Genomic DNA, 25,917 nt, shown 5'->3' on the forward strand with positions numbered 1-25,917 from the left:
GCCAGCATTTCATAAACGAAAGCGCGAGATGTGACGCATCAGCGCCTGAGGATAGGCTGCGGTATGCGGCACGGGAATACCGGCCCTAAAACTGCCAAAGCCGCTCAGTACACCATGACCAAACTTGCCTAATGTTCTGCCAGCAACCGGAGCCCCGTCCCGCTCAGCCTACCTTATGGAGGATAAGGAGGGTTAATAATCAGGCCAAAATCACCGTTTACATTTTCAATGATTTTTTTGGTTTTACTGCCTGCTGCTTTGTTATTGAGGTTTTTAAGGCCTTCGATGCTAATGGGGAAAGGCACTTTGGCGTCTACAATAGCTCGAAATGGGTGTGTCTTATCGGGCTGATTGGTATAGATATCCGGCATTGGGCCTTGAATACCGATAATAACGCCGAGGTTTGAATTAGCCAATTTTTCATAAACCCCATTCAATAACTGCCGGTTTGCATCGTCCGTCCCCGCTACCGGATTTATGATTTCATAGTAAACAAGTTTATGGGGCTCTGATGAATCTGTTTTGTACCGCACCTCCTTTTTAGCGGTACCCGTGCCTTCTGAAAAAGAATAAATCAGCGGGGCGTTTGGAAAAGTCACCGTTGGAGACACCTGTGGGGGCAGTTTTACAGCATGGTCATCCGCATATTTCTGGGCACTATCCTTAGTGATACCGTCATTGGCAAACCTATACTCCGTGGATGCGACCCTTCTCACTACAAAGCTGGACGTTTGGCAACTAGGCGCACTCAGCGCGAACAGCAGACAGGCGAAGAGGGCGTAATATTTCATAAATCAAATATGCAAATTATTTTATCAATATTCAATATTAGAATTGTTTTAAATCAAAAAATAATTGAAATTATTACCCTGCTGAATCTACCCGCGCAAGCATCCTTTATAGATTGACAATTGTCGTTGCCTGCATCTTTGCCAAATTCTACTATTCGTCTTATCATCAAGCCCTGCCGTTCCCTGCATGAAAAAATCTCTGCTTCTCCTGCCCCTGCTGGCTGCGGCCGTCACGGGCTGCCCCTCCAACTCCCTGAAAACGGCCACCACTGCCGATAAACCCGACATCCTGCACGCCGCTCTGGACACGACCGTGGCTCCCGGCGACGATTTCTTCTCCTACGCCAACGGCACCTGGATTAAGAACAACCCCATCCCGGCGTCGGAGAGCAATATGGGCATCGGCAAAAAGGTGCAGGACGAGGTGTACGCCCGCCTGCGCCAGACCAGCATTGAAGCGGCCGGGGCCCAGAATGCCACGCCCGGCAGCAATCCGCAGAAAATCGGTGATTTCTGGGCCGTGGGCATGGATTCGGTGAAGGCCGACCGGCTTGGCGCTACGCCTCTCAAGCCGGAGCTGGACCGCATCGCGGCCATGAAAACGGTAGCCGAAGTACCTGGCGTTATCGGCCATGAAATACCGCTGGGCGTGAATGCGCTCATCGGTCCGCGCGTGGGCCAGGACGACAAGAACAGCGACAAAATGGCCCTCTACCTGCGTCAGGCAGGCCTGGGCCTGCCCAACCGCGACTACTACTTCAACACCGACTCGCGCACCAAAAACATCCGCGCCGAGTACGTGAAGCACGTTGCCAATACCTTCAAGCTGCTGGGCCAGGATGCTACTACCGCCCAGGCCAATGCCGCCAAGGTAATGGCCCTGGAAACCACGCTGGCCAAGTCCTCGCGCAAGCTCGAAGCCCTGCGCGACCCGTATGCCAACTACCACAAAATGAGCATTGCGCAGCTCGATAAGCTCACGCCCGGCATCGACTGGAAAACCTGGCTCGGCCAGATGGGCGGCACCAGCGTGGACACCGTCATCGTGGGCCAGCCCGAGTTTTACCAAACGGTAGGGCAGTTGCTGAAAACCAAGCCGCTCGACGACTGGAAAGCTTACCTCGCCTGGCACGTGGCCCACGAGTATGCGCCCACGCTCAGCGGCCCGTTTGTGGATGAGAACTTCCATTTCTACGGCACGGTGCTGCGCGGGGCCACGGCCATCCGTCCGCGCTGGAAGCGCGTGCTGGACATGCAGGAGAATGCGCTGGGCGATGCGCTGGGGCAGCTTTTCGTGAAAGAATACTTCAAGCCCGAAGCCAAAGCCCGCTACGACACCTTGGTGAAAAACGTGGTATCCGCCTTTGCCGACCACATTCAGAAAGTAGACTGGATGAGCGCGCCCACCAAAGTAGTGGCCTTGGATAAGCTCCACAAAATCACCCCCAAAGTGGGCTACCCCGATAAGTGGAAAGATTACTCGGCCCTGACCATTGACCGCAGCTCACTGGCCGCCAACGTAATGCACGCCAACCAGTGGCAGTACAACTACGAGTTGAACAAGCTGGGCAAGCCCGTGGACCGCACCGAGTGGGGCATGACGCCCCAGACCTACAACGCTTACTACAACGGCTCAAACAACGAGATTGTGCTGCCGGCGGCCGCCTTCGCCATCCCCGGCCTGCTCGACGCCGACGCCGACGACGCACTGGTGTACGGCTATGCCGGGGCCAGCACCATCGGCCACGAGCTTACCCACGGCTTCGACGACGAGGGCAGCCAGTACGACGCCCATGGCAACCTGCACGAGTGGTGGAGCAAGGATGACCGCAAGCGCTTCAACGAGCGTGTGAATGGTATCGTGAAACAGTTCAATGGCTATACGCTGCTCGATTCGCTGCACATCAATGGCAAGGCCACGGCCGGCGAAAACATTGCCGACCTCGGTGGCATCGTCATCGGCCTCGATGCGTTCAAGAAAACGAAACAGTACAAGGAGGGCAAGAAAATCAACGGCCTCACGCCTACGCAGCGCTACTTCCTGGGCTACGCCCTGGGCTGGCAGATGCATGTGCGCGACGAAAGCCTGGCCTCGCAGCTGCTCACCGACGTGCACTCGCCCGCCCAATACCGCGTGAACGGCCCCATGGCCGATGTGCCGGCCTTCTACGAAGCCTTCGGCATCAAGCCCGGCCAGAAACTCTACCGGCCCGATTCGACGCGCGTGATGATTTGGTAAGTGGTGGAGTAGTGGATTGGTGGAATAGTGGGTTGGTGGATTGTCATTTTGAACTGAGCCGCGCAAATCCACTAACCCACCAATCCATTACTCCACCAATCCACTACCGCGCCACCGGCAGGCTCACCGTCACGTTGGTGCCCGCGCCGGGGCGGCTCTGAATCACCAGCGTGCCGCCGTGCCGGTGCACGAAGGCGCGGCACAGGGCCAGGCCCAAACCCAGGCCGGTAGATTGGGGCATGGGCGACGGCTCGGGCAGCGCCGGGCCGCTCATGAGCGATGAAACAGTGGCGGCGCTCATGCCCGGCCCGGTATCGGTGCAGCTGAGCAGGACCATGCGGGGGTCGTCGGGGTCGGCGGCGGCTTCGAGGTGGACGTGGCCGCCGGCGGGCATGAATTTCAGCGCATTGCCCACCAGGTTGCGCAGAATGGTGCGGGTCATGTTGCGGTCGGCCAGCAGGCGCAGGTTGGGCGGGGCAGCCATGGTGATGTGCTGCCAGCTGGCGGCCGCCGTGGTCTGGTACAGGGCCTGGCACTCGGCAAACAGGTCGGTTATCAGCAGGGGCGTGGGGCGGCACTCCAGCTCGCCGGTCTGGCTCACGGCCCAGTTCAATACGTTGTCGAGCAGGTGGTTGAGGCTGTCGGAGGCCTGGCGCACCAGGGCGGGCAGGCGGGCCAGGCCAGCCTGGTCATTCTGGGCAATGTAGGAATCAATGAGGCTGGTGACGCCGGCAAAGGCCGTGACCGGGCCGCGCAGGTCGTGGGCCACAATGGCGTAGAGCTTGTCTTTGAACACGGCAACGGCACGCAGTTCCTTCGAGGCTTTTTCCAGGGCGCGGTTGTTGGCGGCCAGGGCGGCGCGGCTGCGGCGCAGGTTGCGGTGCAGGTACACGGCCACCAGCAAGCCCAAAGCCAGAACAGCCACGGCCGCGCCCAGCAGGCGATTGTGCCAGCCCTGCTCGGCCTGCTGGGCCGTGAGCTGGCGCAGCCGACGGGCCCGCTCCTGGGTTTCGTAGCTAACCTGGGCGGCCGCCAGGGTTTGCATGGTCTGGCGGTTGTTCAGGGTATCGTTCAGGTCCACGTAGCGCTTATTCCACTCGTAGGCTTCGCGGTAACGGTCGTACTCCGCCGCTTCGGCGGCCAGAATGCTGTAGGCATCGAGCACCCGCTCCAGGTAGCCGCTTTGGCGCGCGATGCTCAGGGCTTCGCGCACGGCGGCATCGGCGCGGTCAGGCTGGTCGGTCTGGATGTAGTACATCGCGAACAAAATCAGCTGCTCGGCCTGGTTGCGCACCGCGTGCTGGCGGCGGCTGATGGCCAGCGCCTGCGTGAGCAACCGTTTCACCCGGGGCAGGCGGCCCAGCCGCATCTGGTAGGTAGCCAGGCTGGAGAGGTAGGTCGACTCGGCGGTGGAGTCGCTTTGGCGGCGCGCCAGGGCCAGGGCCAGCGAATCGTAATGCAGCGCCTGCGACACCCGCTGCCGGTAGAAGAACAGGCTGCCCACGTTACCCAGCAGCTTCATGCGGGTATGCGCCGTGACGCCCGGCCGCTTATACATCTGCAGGGCCCGCTGGTACTGCCGCCAGGCCGTGGTAGAGTCGCCGCGCTCGTGGTAGATGCTGCCCTGCGCGGTATAGGTACGCACCAGTGCATCGGTGTCGCGTTGGGTGCGGGCCAGCTCCTGCGCTTCGCTCAGCAGGTTCAGGGTTTCCGGGCCGTTGGAGAGGTTGGCGTAGCAGCTGGCCAGGCTCAACAGGCTATGTAGCAGGCCGGGGGCTTGCTCATCGGCGGGCAGGGTGCGGGCCAGGGCCACGGCCGCTTCGCCGTAGGGCAGGGCGCGGGCGGGCTGCTCGTCGTGCAGCCGGTAGCACAGGGCCGTGAGCAGGCGCAGCCGGGTGGTATCGGGCAGGCGGGTGGCCAGCCGCTGGCGTAGCACCTCGGGATTGACCGGCACGGATGCCCCGGCGGGCACCAACGGCACCAGCAGCCCCAGGGCTATCAGCCATTTCAGCAAAAAACCGGGCCGCATCATAGATGGCTGCATAGTGCTAGCCAAAGATAAGCAAAGCCCGGTTAACCTTCACGCTTTAATGCTATTTTTAAAACGTCGCAAATTCCCATTCTGAAACTAAAACCCGTCAAAAAATAGTATAAATGCAGAATAAATCCTGATTTTACCCGATTAAGGCAAGTGCCGGCCATCACCAAAACCAGATTCAGGGCATGATGATACAATTCTCATATACGCCCTCCCACACCGAACCAAACCGGCCGAACCGGCCCACCAGGCCGGTTCAGCCGCCTTTTATTGCTGGGCGGCGTCGCGTTCGGCCTGCCGGGCCAACTTGGCATTGAGGCGGGCGGCGTCGCCGCGTCGCACCACGCGGGCAATGTGAATGCTGAGCTCGTAGAGCAGCATGATGGGGATGGTGACGATAATCTGGGCCGAAATATCGGGCGGCGTGATGATGGCCGCGATGATGAGGATGACCACAATGGCGTGCTTGCGGTACGTCTGCATGATTTCGGGCGAAACGATGCCGGCCTTGGCCAGGAAGAACACAATCATGGGCAGCTCAAACACGAAAGCGCACGACACGCTCATGGTGGTAAGCGTGCTCAGGTAGCTTTGCATGTCAATCTGGTTCTCAATGCTGGCATCGACCACGTAGCCGGCCAGGAAGTTGATGCTGAGCGGCGCGGCAATGTAGTAGCCGAACATCAGGCCCATAATGAACAGGATGGACACGAAAAACACGGCTCCCTGCGAGTTCTGCCGCTCGTGCGGGTAGAGGCCGGGCTTCACGAAGCGCCAGATTTCCCAGAATAAATACGGAAACGCTAGCAGAATACCCACGATAAACGACGTGCTGATGTGCATGGTGAGCTGCCCGCTCATCTCGCGGTTCTGAATCACGAAGCCGATTTTATCGATGCACAAATCCGGCGCGTGCACCCACTCGCCGAACTTGCAGAACATTCGGTAGGTCCAGAAATCGGGCCGCGAGGGGCCCAGAATCAGGTCGTGAAACAGGAAGTCTTTGGCGAAAAACGCGCCGGTCGCGAACACTACCACCGAAATAGCTGCCCGGATGATGTGCCAGCGCAACGCCTCCAGGTGGTCGATGAAGGACATTTCGTGCTGTTCGCCCAGCGGTTTTGGTTGTTGCGGTTGAGGTTGCACGGAGGGTAATAGGGGATTAAATTTTGGAGAGAGGAAACCAGAACGTCATGTCGAGCGCAGCCGAGACATCTCGCTCGCTTCGTTGCAACAGCTTTGGATTACTGCTACACGCGAGATGTCTCGGCTGCGCTCGACATGACGTCCTGACTATTCAGCTCTACATACGTAAAAACTTACGCAAACAGCGGGTAGTCCTGCAACCAGGCATTCACCTGCTGGCGCACCTGCCCGATGCGGGTATCATTGTCGTGGTTCATCAGGGTTTCGTCAATCAGCTCCACGATGCGGTGCATATCGGTTTCGCCCAGGCCCCGGGTAGTTACGGCCGCCGAGCCAATGCGGATGCCGCTGGTCACAAACGGCGACTTATCGTCGAAGGGCACCATGTTTTTGTTGATGGTGATGTCGGCCCGCACCAGGGTATTCTCAGCCAGCTTACCGCTGATGCCCTTCGAGCGCAGGTCAATCAGCATGAGGTGGTTGTCGGTGCCACCCGAGATAATATCGTAGCCCAGGCCCACGAAGCCCTTGGCCAGCGCCTGCGCGTTGCGCGCCACCTGCTGGGTGTAGGTTTTAAAATCATCCGTCAGCGCCTCACCAAAGGCCACGGCCTTGGCGGCGATGACATGCTCCAGCGGCCCGCCCTGGGTGCCGGGAAATACGCCCGAGTCGAGCAGAGCCGACATCTGGCGAATTTCGCCCTTCGGGGTTTTCAGGCCGAAGGGGTTATCGAAATCCTTGCCCAGCATGATGAGGCCGCCACGCGGGCCGCGCAGGGTTTTGTGCGTGGTGGTGGTCACGATGTGGCAGTGCTCGAAGGGCGAGTTCAGCAAACCCGTGGCGATGAGGGCCGAAGGGTGAGAAATGTCGGCCAGCAGCAAGGCACCCACTTCGTCGGCGGCTTCGCGCAAGGCGGCGTAGTTCCAGTCGCGGGAGTAGGCCGAGGCCCCGCAGATAATCATCTTGGGGCGCTCACGGCGGGCAATGTCCTTGATTTTGCTCCAGTCGATGAGGCCGGTTTCGCGCTCCACGCCATAAAAGCTGGGCTGGTAGAGCTTGCCCGAGAAGTTCACGGCCGAGCCGTGGGTGAGGTGGCCGCCGTGGCTCAGGTCGAAGCCCAGGATTTTATCGCCGGGGTTCAGGCAGGCCAGCATCACGGCCGCGTTGGCCTGGGCCCCGGAGTGGGGCTGCACGTTGGCCCACTGCACGCCGAAGAGTTCTTTCACGCGGTCGATGGCCAATTGCTCTACCTGGTCCACGATTTCGCAGCCGCCGTAGTAGCGCTTGCCGGGCAGGCCCTCGGCGTACTTGTTGGTGAGCACGGAGCCCTGGGCGGCCATCACTTGTTCCGAAACATAGTTTTCGGAGGCGATGAGTTCTAGGCCGTGGGTCTGGCGGGTTTTCTCCTGCGCGATGAGGTCGAAAACGGCGGTATCGAGGAGGCGGGCGGGGGCGGCTGTTTGCATGGGCGTAAAGGTAATAGGGGATAGGAATAAGGTCCGTCCGTCTGTCTGTCATCCTGAGCGGAGCGAAGGACCCTATCACGTTCGCAGCAGATTGGATTACGGCAAACCGTTCGGCAGTGATAAGGTCCTTCGCTCCGCTCAGGATGACAGACGATTTTCCTGGCTCTCCCTCCAACCCCGCCCCCATTCCCTATTTCCGTCGTTACTTGCTACGGCCTTTACTTTCTGCTATGTCCACGCCCCTTGCCGAAACCCTTACCCAGCTGCGCGTTGGCAATCAAAAATCGCTGGTTGACTTTTACCAGCGCAGCCGGCACCTGTTTGCCCGCTGGGCGCAGCGCAAGCACCAGCTGCCCGCCGACAAGGCCCACGGCCTGCTGCAGGACACCTTGCTCGATTTCTACGACCACGTAGCCGACGGCCGCATCACCCGCATGCCCGAGGACCTGCGCGCCTACCTCTACGGCATGGCCCAGGAGCGCATCGCGGCCCAGGTGCCCGCCCACCAGCCCCTGCCCGCCGCCGAGGCCAGCCGCCGCCAGCGCCTGCTGGCCCAGTTCAGCCAGCTCAGCACCGACTGCCAGCAGGTGCTCACCTACTTTTATTTTCGGGGCTACCACTTCGAGAAGATGGGCGGCAAAATGGGCTTCCCCAACGCCACCGTGGCCCGCCGCCAAAAAAGCACCTGCCTGCGCAAGCTCTACGACCTGGTGCGCGGCGGCTATGAGCCGATAACGGGCGAGGTGGTGTGAAGGGTGGAACGCTACGTTAATAAAAAGAACGGTCATGCAGCGCGCAGCGAAGCATCTTTACCGCGCAACTAATCCTTTTGATTGAATTACTATTGCGGTAAAGATGCTTCGCTGCGCGCTGCATGACGGCTCTTTATCAAACTACCCTTCGCCCTGTGCCCATGGACCTCCGCCCTTACTTCGATGAGCTCGAACGCTTCGCCGATGGCCAGATGAGCCCGGCCGAGCAGGATGCCTTCGAGCTGCGGCTGGAGCAGGACGAGGCCCTGGCCGATGCCCACGCCGCCTACGAGCAGCTGACCGCCGACCTGCGCTGGGCGGCCGGGCACGACACCCTGCGCCTGCGCCTGCAAGCCCTCGACGACCGCATGAACGAGCGCGGCACCGCCCTGGCCCGCGCCCAGCACCTCACCAAGCGCCGTCAGCGCCGTGGGGCCGTGTGGGGAACCCTGGGCGCGGTGCTGCTGCTGGCCGCCGGCGTAGCGGCCTGGTACCTGGCTCGCCCCACCCAGGCCCGACCCACCCGCAACTGGGAAGCTTACTACCAGCCCGACCCCGGCCCCGCCGTAACCACCGGCCTGCTGCACACCCGCCCCCTGCTGGCCGAAGCTCTCGACCAGTACCAGTCGGGCCACTACCCGGCTGCCCTGCACTCGCTGGGCCGTGTGAGCGCCACCAACGTGGGCGCCGATACCCTGCTCTACCTGCGCGGCCTGATGCTGCTGCGCCAGGGCCAGGGCAACGCCGCCCAGCTCTACCTGCGCCGCGTGAGCGACGACAACGCGACCAGTGCCCTGGCCCGCCGCGCCCGCTACCACCTCGGCATGGCCTACTGGCAGGCCCAGGAGCTGGCCCCTGCCCTGCTCACCCTCCGTGCCGTGGCCGCCGACTCGCTCAGCCCCTACCGCGCCTCGGCCCGGCGGGTAGTATCGGCCGGCGTGCTCGACGGGCAATAGCGTAGTTTAACTCCTGCCCGGAATGATGAAGATGCTGTGCCGCTACCGCTTGCCGATGGTGTAGGCGGGCTCGCAGTTGGGCACCAGGGTCAGCTTCCAGGTATCGAGGTTGAGGGCGGCGAGGTGGGCCAACTCGGGGTTGTGGCGGTACACGCAGCCGGTGTCGAGGCCCAGCGCGCCGGGGTGGGTGGCGGCTTTGGCGCGCACCTGGGCGGTGGGCGTGGGCACGTGGCCGTGCAGCAGGCGGCGGCCGCCCAGCCGCCCGGGGTCGTACACGTAGCTCTTGGTGTTCATCATGGTCGGGTAGTCCTGGCGCATTTCGGCGGGGGGCAGGGCGAAATTGTAGCCGGCGTGCACGAGCATGAAATCGGGGAGCTCAATCTCATAAGGCAAGCTGGCCAGCCAGTCGAGGTAGGGCGCGGGAATGTCGGAGAGGCGCGACACGCCGAAGCTGCGCAGCGTGGGCAGGCGGCCGCGCGGCCCCAGCCAGTCCCAGCGCCAGCGGTGGCGGGCGGCGTCGAGCAGGGCCTGGTCGTGGTTGCCGCGCAGGCAGTGCACCTGGTAGCCAGCCGCTTGCAGATACATCAGGTAGTCGAGCACGCCGCGGCTGTCGGGGCCTTTGTTCACGTAGTCGCCCAGCAGGTAAAGCTCGTCTTTCCGGTTGAGCTTGAGCTCTACTTCAACCAAGTGGCGGAAGGTATGCAGGCAGCCGTGCAGGTCGGTAGTAGCGTAGCGGCTCATGGCAGGCAATTACAACAAGAAAAGCACGCCATGCACCGCATGACGTGCTTTTTAATTCGACACGTTCTCTATGACCGGACCAATGGCCCGGCTTTAGCGGCATTTAGTGGCCGCCGCCGTAGGCCGGCTTGTCCAGCTCGGGTTTGTCGAGGTTACGGTTAGGGTCCTGGATGCCAGCATCGAGGGCTTCCTGTTCCAGGCGCTTGCGGGTTTCCTCATCCATGTCCGATACGGGCAGGCCGCCGACACCCTTGGGCTGCTCGGACTGGGTGGGGGCACCCTTGTTTTCGCTGGATTGCTGGTTGGATTTCGTATTGGACATGATTGGAGGGAAAAAATAGTGAAAAGATAGCCGGACACTCCTACCTCAACCTATTGACTGATAGCAGTATCGGCGGCATTAGGGTCGTTGAGCTCGGCGTTGGTATCGGTGCCGGTGATGGGCTTGATGGGCTTTGGCTCCATCTGGCCCATGCCCACGCGGGAGTTGGGGTTCAGCATTTCATCAACGCCGGGGCGGTGGTCGTGCGCATCGAGCTCATCGATGGGGCGGCCGCTGGGCACAATGGTATCGGTGTAGTCGTCGAGGGCGGGCATGTCCTGGTTGGGGCGGTCGGGGCGGCCTTCGTCCTCCGAGCGCATGTTGTCGCGGGGCGGGGCCATGTCGTCGGCATTTTCGTTCACGCCCACGGCCGTCGAGCCGCCAGAGGTATCAGAACCGAAGCCTTCCTTACCGTCGCGGTTGCCGAAACCACCGCGGGCCGCCTCGTTCTTGGGCGGGTCGGCGTTGGGAATGTGATGGCCGGCCTCCATTTCTTCGTTGGTCGTATCGTCGTTGATGACGCGAATGGGGCGGTTATTGGGGTCGATGGCCATGAGAATTGAAAGTGATTGCGTGATAGTGCGTATAGGAAAGGTGTACTTTGGTTTAAGCATTTGGGTTGTCTACCGCCCTGCTCATACCTCCTTACTCATTTCTTAAATATAGCATAAATCATGTGGAATAACGTCGACAATAGCCTCCGCCGCAGCTTCCGGTTCAGTGACTTTAAAACGGCCTTCGCCTTCCTCACCGAAGTAGCCGCCGAGGCCGAGCGCCTCGACCACCACCCGTGGTTCAGCAACGAGTACAACGTGGTTGAATTCCGCCTCCGCACCCACGACGCGGGCAATGCCGTGACGGCCCGCGACCACCGGCTGGCGGCGGCGATTGATGCGGTGGCGGCGCGGTATGAGGTGCAATAAGCAACCGACTCCCCTCCTTACCAAGGAGGGGATGTTTTCGCGCCAATGAAAAGGTGGCGTTGGACGAAAGCAGAACGAATCGGACACATATTGCGCAACGCCACAACCACCCCAGCCAGCGCTACGCGCTGGCATCCCCTCCTTGGTAAGGAGGGGAGTTTGATGTTCAACCTACTCTACCTTTGTCGCTATGCCCAACACGGTTCTGTACCTCGTGCCCACGCCTATTGGCAATCTGGAAGATATTACCCTGCGGGCCATCCGCATTCTGGGGGAAGTGGGCACCGTGCTCTGCGAGGACACCCGCACCAGCGGCCGCCTCATGCAGCACCTGGGCATCAAAAAGCCCCTCCTCTCCTACCACCTGCACAACGAGCACCAGCAGGTGCCACGCCTGCTGGAGCGCCTGGAGAAGGGCGAAATAATGGCCCTGATTTCCGATGCCGGCACGCCGGGAATCTCCGACCCCGGGTTTCTGTTGGTGCGCGAGTGCCTGGCGCGGGGCCTGGGCGTGGAGTGCCTGCCGGGCGCCACGGCTTTTGTGCCGGCGCTGCTCAAGTCGGGCTTTGGGGCCGAGCGGTTTACGTTCGAAGGGTTTTTGCCGGTAAAAAAGGGCCGGCAGACGCGCCTGCAACAGCTGGCCTCAGAAACCCGGACCATGATTTTTTATGAGTCGCCGCACCGCATTGTGAAAACCCTGGGCCAGTTGGCCGAGGTACTGGGCCCGACGCGGCCGGCCTCCGTCAGCCGCGAATTGACTAAATTATTTGAAGAAACCGTGACCGGCACGCTGGCCAGCCTGGAGGCTGACTTCGCGGCCCGGCCCGCCATTAAAGGAGAAATTGTCGTTGTCGTCGAAGGAAACCTCATCCCGCCCCCCCGCGAGCCCCGCCCCGGCCGCGAAGACCGATACCGCCGCGCTGCCGACGACGACGACGATGACACCGCCTACGAAGACTAGCCCCCTGCTGCAACAGCCGCTGTTGCTGGCCGTGCTGGGCGCTTTGCTGCTAAGCGGTGGCTGGGCCCCGTGGCCCACGGCCTGGCTGGTGCCGCTGCTGTTCATCGGCTGGGTGCCGTATTTGTTGATGGAGCGGCAGCTCACCCTCACCGGGGCCCGCAAGGGCCGCGTGTTTGCCAGCACCTACCTCCTACTGGTGAGCTGGAACGCCCTCACTACCTGGTGGGTGAGCTACGCCGACCTGCCCGCCGGCATTGCCGCCGTAGTGCTCAATGCGCTGCTCATGTGCCTGCCGCTCATGGCCTTCCGTCAGACCAAGAAGCGGCTGGGCAACCGCTGGGGCTACCTGTCGCTGCCCATCTACTGGATTGCGTTCGAGCAGCTGCATTTGCATTGGGACATCACCTGGCCCTGGCTCACGCTGGGCAATGGCTTCGCGGCCGCGCCGCAGTGGGTGCAGTGGTACGAGTACACCGGTTTCCTGGGCGGCTCGGTGTGGGTGTGGGTGGTGAATCTGCTGTTTTTCCAGGCTCTGCTTAAGCACTTGCCGGGGCTGGCATTCCAGCCCGTAGCTACCGGGGCGGCTGAAGCAACCAGCATCGAAACCGGGCGAAAGTCAGCTTTTGAGTGGCAGCCATCGTTCAATACGCCCCTCTTTTTCATCCTGCTACCCCTCGCGCTGTCTTACCTGATGAGCAGCAAGTACCAGGAAAAAGGCCCCACGGCCGAAGTCGTAGTGGTGCAGCCCAACTTCGACCCCTATGTGGAAAAGTTCGAGGGCGGCCCCAAGTTTATTCCCTACGATGAGCAGCTCACGCGCCTGCTGGCTCTTTCCGAGCAGCACCTCACGCCCGCCACGCGCCTCGTGCTCTGGCCCGAAACGGCACTGGAGGAGCCTTACTGGGAAAACGCCATCGAAAGCAACCCCAAAATCCGCCGCGTGCGCGAGTGGCTGGGGCGGCACCCCGGCGTGGCCCTGCTCACGGGCATCACCACGCTCAGCTCCTACCCAAGCAAGGAGGCAGCCAGCGAAACCGCCCGCTACCGCGACGACCTCGGCTACTACGACTTTTTCAACACCGGCGCGTACTTCGCCAGTGCCACCGCGCCGGTGGTCTTCTACCACAAGTCGCGCCTCGTGCCCGGCGTGGAGAAGATTCCGCCCGTGCTGGCCTCGCTCATCGCGCACATCGACCTGGGCGGCACCGTGGGCAGCGTGGGCAGCCAGTCCGAGCGCACCGTGTATCCGGCCCCGACCAATGCGCCGGCCCTGCGCGTGGCCCCGGTCATCTGCTACGAATCCATCTACGGCGACTTTATCGGCGAGTACATGGCCAACGGGGCCACCCTGCTGGGCCTCGTCACCAACGATGCCTGGTGGCACGACTCGCCCGGCTACCGCCAGCTACTGAGCTACGGCCAGCTGCGCTGCATCGAAACGCGCCGCGACCTGGCCCGGGCGGCCAACACCGGCTTCACGGGCTTCATCAACCAGCGGGGCGAAATCACCCAGCGCGAGCCGGCCTGGATTGCCACCGCCAGCCGCGCCACCGTGCACCTCAATGATGAAGTGACGTTTTATGTGCGCTTTGGGGAGCTGATTGGGCGGGGCGCGCAGGGGCTGGCGGTGCTGCTGCTGGTATTTGCCATTGTGGTAGGCTGGACGAGAAAGAAAAAAGCTTCCCTCCTTTTCAAGGAGGGGATGTGAGCGCCGAAGAGGCGCGAATGGGGGTGGTTGCGGCGTTGAGCGGCAACTGATTAACACTTAGTTGCATTTGCTAAAAATCGATTAAAGTCCTAGCCAGCCAGCCGTTCGTTCTCACTTCGTCCAACGCCTTCACCACCCCCGTTCGCGCCTCTTCGGCGCTCACATCCCCTCCTTAAAAAAGGAGGGGAGTTTTTCCTTCTACGACGCTTTCAATGTCCCTCGATTTTACCCAACTCTCCCACGACCTCGCCGCCCTGTGCCGCACCACGGCCGAGTTCATCCGCGAGGAAGCCACTACGTTTAACCGCGCCAAGATTGAGCACAAAGGCGTGCACGACCTCGTGAGCTACGTGGACCAGGAAACCGAGCGGCGCCTTGTGGCCGGCCTGCGCCAGCTGCTGCCCGAAGCCGGCTTCATCACCGAAGAAGGCACCACCGGCCCCGACGCCCACACCGAGGAATTTATCTGGATAATTGACCCGCTCGACGGCACCACCAATTTCGTGCACGGCCTGCCGGTGTACTGCATCAGCGTGGCGCTGGTGCAGCACCGGGAGCTGGTGGTGGGCGTGGTGCACGAGGTGGGCCGCGACGAGAGCTTCCGGGCGGTGCGTGGCGGCGGCGCATTCTGCAACGACCAGCCCATCCACGTCACCGACGTAGCCGAATTAAACAACTCTCTTATCGCCACCGGCTTTCCCTACAAGGATTTCGGCAAGATGGATGATTTCCTGAAAATCCTCGGCTCGTTTTTCACCCGCAGCCACGGCGTGCGCCGCCTAGGCTCGGCCGCTGCCGACCTGGCCTACGTGGCCGCCGGCCGCTGCGAAGGCTTCTTCGAGTTCAACCTGAACTCCTATGATGTGGCAGCCGGCATTCTGCTGGTGCGCGAGGCGGGCGGCCACGTCACCCAGTTTCTGACCGATGGCGACCCGCTGTTCGGCCGTGAGCTGGTGGCCAGCAATGGGCTCATTCACGCCGAGATGCAGGCCGCCATCGGTGAGTTCTGGCAGTAAAAAGCCGGCCTACCCGTCATGTCGAGCGCAGCCGAGACATCTCGCTCACTTCGTTTCATCGACTGATTTACTATTGCACGCGAGATGTCTCGGCTGCGCTCGACATGACGAACTGAATGTAAACTATTCCTTTTCCTCAGCAGTTTACCCAATATGCTCCTGCTTGCCATCACCTCCGTCGAAATTCAGTACCTGCTGATTGGCGTGCTGTTCATCGCGGCGGCGTTTTACGTCGGGCGCATTTTCTACCGGGCGTTTTTCAGCAAAACGGCGGCCGGCTGCGCCAAGGGTTGCGGCGGGGCCTGCGGGCAATTGGATATCGATAGCCTGCAGCGCACCATTGAGGCGCGCGCGGCAGCCAAATAGCGCGAGGCGCTGATACATAGCACTTCTGCATTTTTCTATGGCTTTGGGATAACCCGTTCCCGCCCCGGCTGCGTATAGCCGGGGCGGGAACGGCTTTTGCGCGCCCCCCCCCGCACCGCATCATCCTTACCCAAACACCCCATCGCCATGCAGGACAAAGAAGAAGAACGGTCGCTTGTCAACGTTGAGAACAAACTGAACAAGGACGGTTTCACCCAGGATTTCAACGTCATGGATGGCCGCCTGCATACCATTGGCAGCGACTCAAAAAAGAGCTACGCTGCTGATGAAGTAACCATCGTGGATTTCTACCGCTTCGAGGGCGAAAGCAACCCCGACGACATGTCCGTCCTCTACGCCATTGAGGCCCACGACGGCACAAAGGGCACCATCTCAAACGCCTACGGCACCTACGCCGACTCCGACACCGACGACTTCCTCAAGCAGGTCGAAGACCTCGGCAAAGACCTGACGAAGAAGGACAAATAGGGGGCTAATTATAAATTTTGAATTATAAATTATAAATAACCATTCGGTGAATTTATAATTTATAATTCAAAATTTATAATTAGCCTCAACCTTACCCCCACACCTTGGTGCCTTCCGAGCAGTTGCGGCACATCTCAATCTGGTCGCGGCCTTTGAGGAGGCTGCCGCGAAACTGCTGGTACTTGGGGCCGCGCCAGAGCTGGCGGAAGGTTTCGGTTTTGAGGTCGCCTTGGCGGTATTCGGCGTCTTTGTCGAAGCAGCAGGGCACGACCAGGCCATCCCAAGTGATGACGCAGGAATGCCACATTTTCCAGCAGTGGTCTACCAGCTTGTTTTTCAGGCTCCAGTTGCCGTTGCCGTTGTTCTGGTAGCGCGAGTAGTAGTCGATGGTGGGGATGAGCGGCGAGCCCTGCGCGTGGTCGTAAATCTGGGCGGTTTTGAACCACACGTCGTCTACGCCCATCGCGTCGGCCAGTTGCCGGGCATCGTCAATCTGGTGCTCGTTGGGCCGCACTACCAGGAACTGAAAAATGATACGGGGAGTGCTCGATTTCAGCTCCTTACGCCACTTCACGATATTGCGGGTGCCCTCCAATACCTTTTCCAGCTTGCCGCCTACGCGGTATTGCTGGTACACTTCCTGCGTGGTGCCATCGAGGGAGATGATGAGACGGTCGAGGCCGCTTTCCACCGTTTTGCGGGCGTTCTGGTCGTTCAGGTAGTGGGCGTTGGTGCTGGTGGCGGTGTAAATGCCCTTATCCGCCGCGTACTTCACCAGCTCCAGGAACTGCGGGTGCAGGTAGGGCTCGCCCTGAAAGTAGAAAATCAGGTACCACAGCCGGCTGGCCACTTCATCAATCGTGCGCTTGAACAAATCGGCCGGCAGCATCCCCGTGGGCCGCGTGAACGAGCGCAGACCGCTGGGACATTCCGGGCAGCGCAGGTTGCAACTGGTAGTGGGCTCGAAGCTGAGCGCCATGGGCAGGCCGCGCAGGCGGGCCTTGCCGGTAATCTTGCTCAGGATGTAGGAGCCCACAATCTGCGTCGCGTTCCAGACCCGCAACGGGGTGGCTTTGGACAATACATTGAGGCTATCGGTGAGCACGGACATAGAAAGGGGCTAAAAGCAGTAGCGCGAACTTTGTAGTTCGCGTCCCCGCGCCATAAGGGGTTTCAGTGGCGCGGGGACGCGAACTACAAAGTTCGCGCTACTTCGGTTGCATTCAGTCGAACGCTTATTTCTTGGTGGCCGGAAAATCGATAGCGCTGGTGTAGGTGCTGGCCTTGCCAAACGACTGGTTGATTTCGTCCACGGCGGCGCGGCTGCTCAGGCGCTTGGGCTTGGTATTGAGGAAGGTACCATCCTCGCCTACCAGCATGTAGGTAGGCACTTCCTGCAAGGCATACTCCCGGGCCACGGCCGAGCGCAGCCCGCCGCCAGGAATGCGTACCTGCACGCCGGGCAGCTTTTTCACGGTCACGAGCGAGCGCCAGGCCTGCTCGTTCTCGTCCAAGGCAATGTTGATGAAGGTGATGTTCTTGCCTTCAAACTTGCGCATCAGCTCCTGGGCGTAGGCCAGGTCACGCAGACACAGGCCGTTGGTGCTTTTCCAGAAGTTGAGGTACACCAGCTTGCCGGCGAAGTCGTGCAGGTGCACGGTGTCGCCGTTGGCGGTGGGCAGCTTGAAATCGGGGGCCGGGGCGCCGATGGCGAAGTCCTTGTGCTGATTAAAATCGGCCTGCAGCGTGGGATAGAACTGATTTTTGGGGTCGTAGTTGCGGAAATCGGCCAGCATGGCCGCCGACTGCTTCACGTGCCCAAAACGGAACGACTCCTGCAGCACGCGGCCCAGTATAACCGCCCGCGACGGACCGGTGAGCTTCTTGCTGGCCAGCGCGTAGCAAGCCGGGTAAAAGTCGGGGTCGGAGCGCTGGTGGTGGTCCTGGCTCACGGTGAAGTGCACGTAGTTGAGCAGGAACTCGTGGTACAGCTCGCTCTGCACGGCGTTGGGCTCGTTGAGCAGGCCGGGCTCACGCAGAAAGTTGTAGTAGTCGGGAGCCATTTTCAGGCGGCCCTCGGTGTTCACCACCTGCTCGCGCAGGTCCTGAAAGGTCAGCTTATCATTGGCGTAGGCATACACCACTTCGGCATGGGCATAGTTATAAAACTCCTGCGTGAATGACTGCTTGGCCGCGTGGTCTTCCAGAAACTCGTATTCGTGCTTGCGGCGGTACTCCAGGAAGGACAGAAACGGCGCTTCGTAGAGCTGAATATTATCAGGCAGCACCTGAAAACCATCATTTTCCACAAACTGGGCATCGGCTTCCACCAGGTAGTTGTTGGCGTTGGCGGCTTGTTGGCGATGGCGCTGCTCGTCGGTCAGGTTGGCGCGGTTGCGAAGCTTGGTGGCGAAGCCAGAGGGCACGTCATTGGGCTTAAATTTCAGCGTGCCCGACATGTCGCTGCCCTTAAAGCGCACGTCCATGTCGGTGCCGGGGTCCAGAAAGAGCGGGGCCACGTCGTCGCCATACACCAGGTCGGCCTTGGTGGCACCGCTCACGGGCACCACCAACTTAAAATCGCCCTTGTCGCTGAGCGGCACCCGAAACAGCTTTTCCTTGGGGTCAAGCGGGTTTTCGCGCAGCGAAATCGCAACAGAGTCAGTGGTAGGACCACTCACCCGCCCGGTGAGGGTGGCCATGCCCGCCGAGGCAGCAGCCGCAGCCGGAACCGCTTTGGCGGCAGCACCCACTACCGTGGTGGTCCGGCCCTGGGTGTGGCCCAGCAACGGGACCAGAACCAGAACTGCTCCGACCAGCCGGCGCGTACAAGTGACGAAAGATGATATCATGACAATAAAAACCAGCCCCGAGCAGTTATTAACAACCTCAGCAGCTACCTAGACAATGGATAGAACCAACGGAGTTTACCAGGCCATTCGCGGTAAAAGCCTATCAGTACTCCGAAGATAAGGCTTTTTGGTTTATAAAATCCAAATCAAAATTCCGGCTTTTCACGGCTTGCCCAGCACTTCGGCTTCCACCAGCCGCAAACCCTTGCGGCTGATGCCTGATAATCAAGCAGGTTTTCCTTAACCGAATAATCCGTCCAGCACTTCGTCGAGCCGGCTCACCGCGTGCACTTTCAAGCCAAACCTGGCTAAGTCCAATCCCTTGCCATTAAATCGGGAGACATACATTTCCTGAAAACCCAGTTTTTCGGCTTCGGCCAGGCGCTGGTCGAGGCGCGACACGGCCCGGATTTCGCCGCTCAGGCCCACTTCGGCGGCCAGGCACACGTGGCCGGGAATGGGCACATCGTTGAGCGAGGAAACCACGGCGGCGCACACGGCCATGTCCAGGGCGGGGTCGTCGAGGCGGAGGCCACCGGCGATGTTAAGGAATACGTCGTGCTGGCCCAGGCGCAGGCCGGCGCGCTTTTCGAGCACGGCCAGCAGCATTTGCAGGCGCTTGGCGTCGAAGCCGGTGCTGCTGCGCTGCGGGGTGCCGTAGGACGTGGGCGACACCAGGGCCTGCACCTCCACCAGCAGCGGGCGGTTGCCTTCCAGCGTAGCCCCGATGGCCATGCCGCTCAGGCTTTCGCCGCGCTGCGAGAGCAAGATTTCGCTGGGGTTGCTCACCTGGCGCAGGCCGTCGCCCTGCATCTCGTAAATACCAAGTTCCGAGGTGCTGCCGAAGCGGTTTTTGGTGGTGCGCAGGATGCGGTAGCTCATGTGCCGGTCGCCCTCAAACTGCAGCACGGTGTCTACCATATGCTCCAGAATTTTGGGGCCGGCAATGCTGCCATCCTTCGTAATGTGGCCGATGAGCATGACCGGCGTGCTGGTTTCCTTGGCAAATTTCAGGAATTCGGCAGTGCACTCGCGCACCTGGCTCACGCTGCCCGCGCCACTCTCCACCAGCGTGGAGTGCATGGTCTGGATGGAGTCGATGACGAGGATGTTGGGCTGCACCTGGTCAATCTGCCGGAAGATGTTCTGGGTGTTTGTCTCCGTCAGGATGTAGCAGCCGGGGTGCTGGCCGTCGGCCATGCGCTCGGCGCGCATTTTTATCTGGGCTTCGCTTTCTTCACCGCTCACATACAGCACCTTCATCTGGCGCAGGCTGAGGGCAATTTGCAGCATGAGTGTACTCTTGCCAATGCCCGGCTCGCCGCCGATGAGGATAATGGAGCCCGGCACGATGCCACCGCCGAGCACACGGTTCAGCTCGCCGTCGGGCGTGATGATGCGGGGCTCGTCTTCGGCCAGAATGCTGTTGAGGGGGACGGACTTGGCAGCTTTCTTGGTGTTGCCGCCGGGCACGGTGCTGGCGGGCTTCCACTGACCGGTGGTGGTGGCCACGGTTTCCTTCTGGATAACTTCTTCAACGTAAGTATTCCACTCGCCACACACGGGGCAGCGGCCTATCCATTTCGATGACTGCGCGCCGCAGGATTGGCAGAAATAGACGGTTCTGGCTTTGGCCATGAAAGGGTGTTTTTTGCTAAATTGAGTGACTATTTATAAGGCCGACGGCAGCAAAAAAGTTGCCTGCTAACGAAGCATTACAGGCGGCTATCCGTCTACAATTGCCCGTGCAAGGTACGGCCAGCCCCGGCCTACGTCCACTCAACCTTCTTCCCTTCGCGGGGTTGCTTTGCCATGCCTGAACCGCTCGTCCTCACCGCCGCCGACTTCGCCCCCATCATCGCCTTCGCCGGCCTGGCGCCCGACACGCTGACGTGGCTGCTGGCCCACGGCGAGGCCAACCGCTACGCACCCAATGAAGTCATTATCGAAGCAGGCGCGGCTGCCGACTTTATGATGGCCGTGGTGCGCGGCGGCATCCAGTTCTACGCCGGGCAGGGCGGGCCGGCCACGCCAGTGTTCCGCGTCGGCGCCGGCCAGGTATCGGGCGTGCTGCCTTATTCCCGGCTGCGCGAAGTAAAAAACCAGGGCACCGCCACCGGCGAAACCGTGCTCTACCTATTACATCGCGACCATTTTCCGGCCCTGGAGCAAGTCAGCCCCGAGCTGGTGCAGCGCCTCGTGGGCATTATGAACGACCGCAGCCGCGACCAGGTGCGCGGCCAGGAGCGCGACGACAAGCTGCGCGCCCTGGGCAAGCTCTCGGCCGGCCTGGCCCACGAGCTGAACAACCCCGCCGCTGCCATTGCCCGCGCCGCCCAGGCCCTGGCCAACCGCGTGGGGGCCAAGCCCGCCCTGTTTGTAGAGCTGGTGAGCCACTGCCCCTCGCCCGCCGCCATGCTGGCCCTCACCGCCTTAGCCGTACCCAGCAGCGAAGCCCAGCCCCCACAAAGCGCCCTGGCCCGTGCCGACCGCGAAGACGAGCTGGCCGACTGGCTCGCCACCCACAGCGTGCCCAACGGCTACCACCTCGCCCCGGCCCTGCTCGAAGCCGGCCTACTGCCCGCCGCTCTGGCCACCGTGGCCGGGCTGCTGCCGCCCGCCGCCCGCCCGGCGGCTTTTGCCTGGCTCGAAGGCCAACTCACCACTATGCAGCTGGTGCGCGACGTGCAGGAGGCCGGCGGCCGCATCAGCAAGCTGGTGGCCGATGTGAAAACGTACTCGCACATGGACCGCGCCGGCATCTTCGAACCCATTGACGTAACGATTGGCTTGGAAAGCACCCTCAATATGCTCGGCTTCCAGCTGCGGCAAAAGAACGTGCGGGTTGTCCGCGATTATGCGGCCGGCCTTCCTGCTATTCGCGGGCAGGTGAGCAGCCTCAACCAGGTGTGGACCAACCTGCTTGATAATGCCATTGATGCACTGCCCGCGCAGGGCGGCGAAATCACGCTGCGCACCGAGTTGGAAGGCAGCTTTGTGCGCGTATTTTTGATTGACAACGGCACCGGCATTCCGGCCGATGTGCTGCCGCACATCTTCGAGCCTTTTTTCACCACTAAGCAGGCTGGCGACGGCTCGGGGCTCGGCCTCGATATTGCGCAGCAAATTATCCGGCAGCACGATGGGCGGCTGGAGGTTCAGTCGGTACCTGGCCACACCGAATTCTGCGCCTGGCTGCCCGTAACAGGTGAGCTTGTAGCATAAGCTTTAGCTTGTGCATCGTTGAACAAAACTCCTGACGGGCACAAGCTAAAGCTTATGCTACAAGGCGGTGCCCCACTTCTGCGCTTACTCAAGAAAACAACTCATGTCCGACAAAAAACCCATCATCCTCGCCGTCGATGACGACCCGCAGGTGCTGGCCGCCATTGCCCGCGACCTGCGCCAGGAATTCAGCGCCGAGTACCGTATTCTGCGCGTGGGTTCCGGCCCCGAGGCGCTGGCTACCATCAAGGAGCTGTATGAGAAGGAGGAACCGCTGGCCCTCATCGTGGCCGACCAGCGCATGCCCGAGCTGGAAGGCGTGGAGCTGCTCACGGCCTCACGCGATTTTTTTCCGGATGCCAAGCGCGTGCTGCTCACGGCCTACGCCGATACTGAAGCCGCCGTGCGCGCCATCAACTCGGCCCGGCTCGACCATTATTTGATGAAGCCCTGGGACCCGCCCGAAAACCTGCTTTATCCGATTCTGCACGATTTACTTACGGCCTGGCAGGCCACCTACAGGCCTGCATTTGGCGGCATCCGGCTCATTGGTTTTCAATGGTCGCCGCTCTCACACGAGCTCAAGGATTTCCTGAGCGGCTACATGGTAGGCTACCAGTGGCTCGACTACGAAACCAGCCCCGAAGCCAAAGATTTGGTGAAAGCACGGGGCTTCACGTCCAGCGACTTACCGCTGATTATCTGCGCCGATGGCCATGCTGTGGCCAACCCCACCAAAGCCGCCTTGGCTGAGCATTTGAACATTGCCAACCAGCCCTTGCAGGACCTGTACGACGTGGTAGTAGTGGGGGCCGGGCCGTCGGGGCTGGCCGCCGCCGTGTACGGAGCCAGCGAAGGCCTCAAAACCCTTATCATCGAGCGCCAGACGCCGGGCGGGCAGGCGGGCACCAGCTCCCGCATCGAAAACTACCTGGGTTTCCCCACCGGCCTTAGCGGAGCCGACCTAGCCTTCCGCGCCTGGACGCAGGCCGTACGCCTCGGGGCCGAGTTTCTGGCCCCGCAGGAAGTGGCCAGCCTATGCATTCAGGACGGCTACAAAGTCCTGACCCTGAGCGATGGCCGCGAAATCAGCACCAAAGCCGTGGTCCTCACTACCGGCGTGAGCTACCGCACCCTCGACGTGCCGGGCATGGAGCGCCTGAGCGGCGCGGGCGTGTACTACGGCGCGGCCCGCACCGAAGCCCGCAGCTGCGATGAACAGGATGTGTACATTGTGGGCGGCGGCAACTCGGCCGGGCAGGCGGCCATGTACCTGGCCACCTATGCCCGCCGGGTGTTCATCGTCATTCGCGGGGCCAACCTCGCGGCCAGCATGTCGGCCTATCTCATTGAGCAGATTCGCACTACGCCCAACATCGAGCTGCTGCCGCACTCCCAAATCAAGGAAGTGTGTGGCCAGGACCACCTCGAAGCCGTGATGGTGGACGTGAACGGCACCGTCGAGAAACGCCCCGCCCGGGCCCTGTTCGTGTTCATCGGGGCCAAACCCAGCACCGAGTGGATTTGCGACCAGGTGCTGTGCGACGGCAAAGGCTTCCTCCTCACCGGCCGCGATATTGTGACCGACCCGCGCTACACCGAAGTCTGGAAAAAAGACCGGGAGCCTTACTTACTTGAAACCTGCGTACCCGGCATTTTCGCCGCCGGCGACAGCCGCGCCGGGGCCATGGCCCGCGTAGCCTCCGCCGTTGGCGAAGGCAGCATGGCCATCAAGTTCGTGCACCAGTATTTGGACGAGTAGGTAAAATGGCAAATGAGTAAATGAGTAAAGTTGACGTTCTGTTTGCACATTTTCAGGCAGTTGAACGTCAACTTTATTCATTTACTCATTTGCCATTTTACTATTGTAGCATCAACTGGTCGGGTAGGTTCATCAGGTAGTCGCCGTAACCGCTTTTGCGCAGCGGGGCGGCAATGGCGCGGAGCTGGTCGGCATCGATAAATCCCTGGCGGTAAGCGGCTTCCTCAATGGAACCTACTTTTAGGCCCTGACGCTGCTCAATCACCTTCACGAATTCGCCGGCTTGCATCAGGCTTTCGAACGTGCCCGTATCGAGCCAGGCCGTGCCCCGACCCAGGATGCCCACTTTAAGCGTGCCACGCTTGAGATACTCGCGGTTCACATCCGTGATTTCGTACTCGCCGCGAGGGCTCATTTCGAGATTTTTGGCGATTTCTACCACGTCGTTGTCGTAAAAATACAGGCCGGGAACGGCGTAGTTGCTCTTAGGCTTTTCTGGCTTCTCCTCGATGCTGAGGGCCGTTTTGTTATCGTCGAATTCCACCACGCCGTAGCGCTCGGGGTCGTGAACGTGGTAGGCGAACACCACGCCGCCCTGGGGGTCGTTGTTCGATTTCAGCAATTCTTCCAAGCCTGCGCCGTAGAAAATATTGTCGCCGAGCACCAACGCTACCTTGTCTTTACCAATGAAATCGGCACCGAGCACGAAGGCCTGGGCCAAGCCATTGGGCACGTCCTGCACCACGTACTGGAAATCACAGCCCAGGTTTTTGCCGTCGCCCAACAGCTTTTTGAACTGCTCCTGGTCGTGGGGAGTGGTAATAATCAGCACTTCCCGAATACCCGCCGACAGCAGAATCGAGAGCGGATAATAAATCATCGGCTTGTCGTACACGGGCATCAGCTGCTTCGAAACGGCCAGCGTGAGCGGGTGCAGGCGGGTGCCGGAGCCGCCGGCGAGGATAATTCCTTTCATAATACTTCTGTCATCCTGAGCGTAGCGAAGGACCTTATCACGTCTGCGCTACAATTATTTACTGATTCTGACGAAAGCAGCCATGATAAGATGCTTCCTTGACTGACGCCGACCTTCGGTTCGTCAGCATGACAACGATTTAATTACGTTCCTGAATAAACGCCTGATTGGCTTTGAACCATGCCAGCGTCTGCCGCAAACCTTCGCGGATGCGCACCTGCGGCTGGTAGCCCAGCAGGCGGTTGGCCTTCGAAATGTCAGCCAACGAGTCACGGATATCCCCCGCGCGGTCAGGCCCAAACCTGGGCTCCAAATCCGAGCCGGCCTCCTCGCGCAGAATGTCGTACATCTGCACCAAGGAGGTGCGGTCGCCTACCGCAATGTTGTAGACCTGGCCCAGCGCCTCGGGGTTGGTGACCAGGGCGGCACGGATGTTGGCTTCCACGCAGTTTTCCACGAAGGTAAAATCGCGGGTCTGGCCGCCGTCGCCGTTCAGCGTGGGCGGCGTGTTTTGCAGAATAGCGTCGATGAACAGCGGAATGACCGCCGCGTAAGCTCCGCCGGGGTCCTGGCGCGGGCCGAAGATATTAAAGTAGCGCAGGCCAACGATTTCCATGCCGTAGGTTTTCGCAAATACGTCGGCATACAGCTCGTTGGCATACTTCGTAACCGCATAGGGCGAAAGCGGCTTGCCGATGCGGTCCTCCACCTTGGGCAGGCCGGGGTGGTCGCCGTAGGTCGAGCTGGAAGCCGCGTACACGAAGCGCTTCACGCCCGCGTCTTTGGCAGCGGTCAGCATCTGTACGAAGCCACCCACGTTCACGTCATTCGTCAGCACCGGGTCCTTAATGGAGCGCGGCACCGAGCCGAGGGCGGCTTCGTGCAGCACCACGTCTACGCCTGCGCAGGCAGCGGCGCAGGTGGCCGCATCGCGGATGTCGCCCTCGATTATTTCCAGCCGGTTATCATCCGAAAATAGCGCCAGGTTCTTGTGAAAGCCGTTGGAATAGTTGTCCAGCGTCCGCACTTTTTTCACGCCGTACTTCAGCAGGTACTCCACGATGTTGGAGCCGATGAAGCCCGCGCCGCCGGTAATGAGAAAGGTCAGATTATCGAGCGGCTGCTCGTGGAAGGGGTTTTCGTACACTTTTTTTGAATTATAAATTGTGAATTATAAATTATAAATTG

Annotated in this window: 23 protein-coding genes; 11 read left to right on the forward strand and 12 right to left on the reverse strand. The window is 60.8% G+C overall.

The genetic code is table 11. From position 1 onward, the window contains the following. Nucleotides 1-173: 173 nt before the first annotated feature. Nucleotides 174-791, reverse strand: a complete 618-nt coding sequence (locus tag HBN54_RS02380) for a hypothetical protein (protein ID WP_168671529.1) — start codon at nt 789-791, stop codon at nt 174-176. Between the two features lie 187 nt (nt 792-978). Between HBN54_RS02380 and HBN54_RS02385 the strand changes: the two genes are divergently transcribed. Beyond that, nucleotides 979-3,030 carry a M13 family metallopeptidase gene (locus HBN54_RS02385; protein WP_168671530.1) on the forward strand — a complete coding sequence of 684 codons (2,052 nt, stop codon included), beginning with the start codon at nt 979-981 and terminating at the stop codon, nt 3,028-3,030. A gap of 103 nt (nt 3,031-3,133) precedes the next feature. Here HBN54_RS02385 and HBN54_RS02390 read toward each other — a convergent pair whose 3' ends face one another. The 3 genes from HBN54_RS02390 to HBN54_RS02400 all read right to left on the reverse strand — a co-directional run bounded on the left by HBN54_RS02390 (nt 3,134) and on the right by HBN54_RS02400 (nt 7,680). After that, a complete protein-coding gene (locus HBN54_RS02390) occupies nt 3,134-5,074 on the reverse strand; it encodes an ATP-binding protein (protein ID WP_168671531.1) in 1,941 nt (646 codons plus the stop codon). Between the two features lie 261 nt (nt 5,075-5,335). Then, nucleotides 5,336-6,214 (reverse strand): twin-arginine translocase subunit TatC, encoded by an 879-nt coding sequence (gene tatC, locus HBN54_RS02395; protein ID WP_317170157.1) that lies wholly within the window; start codon nt 6,212-6,214, stop codon nt 5,336-5,338. A gap of 173 nt (nt 6,215-6,387) precedes the next feature. Beyond that, nucleotides 6,388-7,680, reverse strand: coding sequence for a serine hydroxymethyltransferase (locus tag HBN54_RS02400; RefSeq protein WP_168671532.1), 1,293 nt, complete (start codon nt 7,678-7,680; stop codon nt 6,388-6,390). 230 nt (nt 7,681-7,910) lie between these two features. On the opposite strand from HBN54_RS02400, the gene HBN54_RS02405 reads away from it, so the two are divergent. Together HBN54_RS02405 and HBN54_RS02410 are read left to right on the forward strand one after the other, a co-directional pair. After that, nucleotides 7,911-8,432 carry an RNA polymerase sigma factor gene (locus HBN54_RS02405; RefSeq protein ID WP_168671533.1) on the forward strand — a complete coding sequence of 174 codons (522 nt, stop codon included), beginning with the start codon at nt 7,911-7,913 and terminating at the stop codon, nt 8,430-8,432. 161 nt (nt 8,433-8,593) lie between these two features. Further along, the gene (locus HBN54_RS02410) at nt 8,594-9,388 is read left to right on the forward strand and encodes an anti-sigma factor (protein ID WP_168671534.1); all 795 of its coding nucleotides are present in this window, start codon (nt 8,594-8,596) and stop codon (nt 9,386-9,388) included. 42 nt (nt 9,389-9,430) lie between these two features. On the opposite strand, the gene HBN54_RS02415 is transcribed toward HBN54_RS02410, so the two are convergent. From HBN54_RS02415 to HBN54_RS02425, 3 genes are all read right to left on the reverse strand, one after another. Further along, the gene (locus tag HBN54_RS02415; RefSeq protein ID WP_168671535.1) at nt 9,431-10,129 is read right to left on the reverse strand and encodes a metallophosphoesterase family protein; all 699 of its coding nucleotides are present in this window, start codon (nt 10,127-10,129) and stop codon (nt 9,431-9,433) included. A 103-nt stretch (nt 10,130-10,232) separates the two neighbouring features. Then, nucleotides 10,233-10,451: a hypothetical protein gene (locus HBN54_RS02420; protein ID WP_168671536.1), complete on the reverse strand. Its 219-nt coding sequence runs from the start codon at nt 10,449-10,451 to the stop codon at nt 10,233-10,235. 50 nt (nt 10,452-10,501) lie between these two features. Beyond that, complete coding sequence (locus HBN54_RS02425) at nt 10,502-11,005, reverse strand: hypothetical protein (protein ID WP_168671537.1); 504 nt, start codon at nt 11,003-11,005, stop codon at nt 10,502-10,504. 120 nt (nt 11,006-11,125) lie between these two features. On the opposite strand from HBN54_RS02425, the gene HBN54_RS02430 reads away from it, so the two are divergent. The 6 genes from HBN54_RS02430 (at nt 11,126) to HBN54_RS02455 (ending at nt 15,914) form a co-directional block, all read left to right on the forward strand. After that, nucleotides 11,126-11,374, forward strand: coding sequence for a 4a-hydroxytetrahydrobiopterin dehydratase (locus HBN54_RS02430; protein WP_168671538.1), 249 nt, complete (start codon nt 11,126-11,128; stop codon nt 11,372-11,374). 190 nt (nt 11,375-11,564) lie between these two features. Further along, complete coding sequence (gene rsmI, locus HBN54_RS02435) at nt 11,565-12,335, forward strand: 16S rRNA (cytidine(1402)-2'-O)-methyltransferase (RefSeq protein WP_168671539.1); 771 nt, start codon at nt 11,565-11,567, stop codon at nt 12,333-12,335. Then, nucleotides 12,313-14,043 carry an apolipoprotein N-acyltransferase gene (lnt, locus tag HBN54_RS02440; RefSeq protein WP_168671540.1) on the forward strand — a complete coding sequence of 577 codons (1,731 nt, stop codon included), beginning with the start codon at nt 12,313-12,315 and terminating at the stop codon, nt 14,041-14,043. Before rsmI ends, lnt begins: the two co-directional genes overlap by 23 nt. Nucleotides 14,044-14,255: 212 nt before the next feature. Further along, the gene (locus HBN54_RS02445; RefSeq protein WP_168671541.1) at nt 14,256-15,059 is read left to right on the forward strand and encodes an inositol monophosphatase family protein; all 804 of its coding nucleotides are present in this window, start codon (nt 14,256-14,258) and stop codon (nt 15,057-15,059) included. Between the two features lie 153 nt (nt 15,060-15,212). Next, nucleotides 15,213-15,425 carry a hypothetical protein gene (locus HBN54_RS02450; RefSeq protein WP_168671542.1) on the forward strand — a complete coding sequence of 71 codons (213 nt, stop codon included), beginning with the start codon at nt 15,213-15,215 and terminating at the stop codon, nt 15,423-15,425. Nucleotides 15,426-15,572: 147 nt separating this feature from the next. Continuing rightward, nucleotides 15,573-15,914 carry a hypothetical protein gene (locus HBN54_RS02455; RefSeq protein WP_168671543.1) on the forward strand — a complete coding sequence of 114 codons (342 nt, stop codon included), beginning with the start codon at nt 15,573-15,575 and terminating at the stop codon, nt 15,912-15,914. Between the two features lie 91 nt (nt 15,915-16,005). On the opposite strand, the gene HBN54_RS02460 is transcribed toward HBN54_RS02455, so the two are convergent. The 3 genes from HBN54_RS02460 to radA all read right to left on the reverse strand — a co-directional run bounded on the left by HBN54_RS02460 (nt 16,006) and on the right by radA (nt 20,404). Beyond that, the gene (locus tag HBN54_RS02460) at nt 16,006-17,025 is read right to left on the reverse strand and encodes an SPASM domain-containing protein (protein WP_168671544.1); all 1,020 of its coding nucleotides are present in this window, start codon (nt 17,023-17,025) and stop codon (nt 16,006-16,008) included. Nucleotides 17,026-17,149: 124 nt separating this feature from the next. Next, nucleotides 17,150-18,766 carry a TlpA family protein disulfide reductase gene (locus tag HBN54_RS02465; RefSeq protein WP_168671545.1) on the reverse strand — a complete coding sequence of 539 codons (1,617 nt, stop codon included), beginning with the start codon at nt 18,764-18,766 and terminating at the stop codon, nt 17,150-17,152. A 240-nt stretch (nt 18,767-19,006) separates the two neighbouring features. Next, complete coding sequence (radA, locus tag HBN54_RS02470; RefSeq protein WP_168671546.1) at nt 19,007-20,404, reverse strand: DNA repair protein RadA; 1,398 nt, start codon at nt 20,402-20,404, stop codon at nt 19,007-19,009. Between the two features lie 174 nt (nt 20,405-20,578). Here radA and HBN54_RS02475 point away from each other — a divergent pair, with 174 nt between their 5' ends. Continuing rightward, complete coding sequence (locus HBN54_RS02475) at nt 20,579-21,991, forward strand: ATP-binding protein (RefSeq protein WP_168671547.1); 1,413 nt, start codon at nt 20,579-20,581, stop codon at nt 21,989-21,991. Between the two features lie 103 nt (nt 21,992-22,094). Next, nucleotides 22,095-23,753: an FAD-dependent oxidoreductase gene (locus HBN54_RS02480; protein ID WP_168671548.1), complete on the forward strand. Its 1,659-nt coding sequence runs from the start codon at nt 22,095-22,097 to the stop codon at nt 23,751-23,753. 100 nt (nt 23,754-23,853) lie between these two features. Here HBN54_RS02480 and rfbA read toward each other — a convergent pair whose 3' ends face one another. Further along, on the reverse strand, nt 23,854-24,729 hold the full coding sequence (gene rfbA / locus HBN54_RS02485) for a glucose-1-phosphate thymidylyltransferase RfbA (protein WP_168671549.1): 876 nt from the start codon (nt 24,727-24,729) through the stop codon (nt 23,854-23,856). A gap of 139 nt (nt 24,730-24,868) precedes the next feature. Next, the gene (locus tag HBN54_RS02490) at nt 24,869-25,876 is read right to left on the reverse strand and encodes an SDR family oxidoreductase (protein WP_168671550.1); all 1,008 of its coding nucleotides are present in this window, start codon (nt 25,874-25,876) and stop codon (nt 24,869-24,871) included. Nucleotides 25,877-25,917 lie beyond the last annotated feature (41 nt).

It is taken from the genome of Hymenobacter artigasi (genome assembly GCF_012275535.1).
Lineage (GTDB): Bacteria > Bacteroidota > Bacteroidia > Cytophagales > Hymenobacteraceae > Hymenobacter > Hymenobacter artigasi.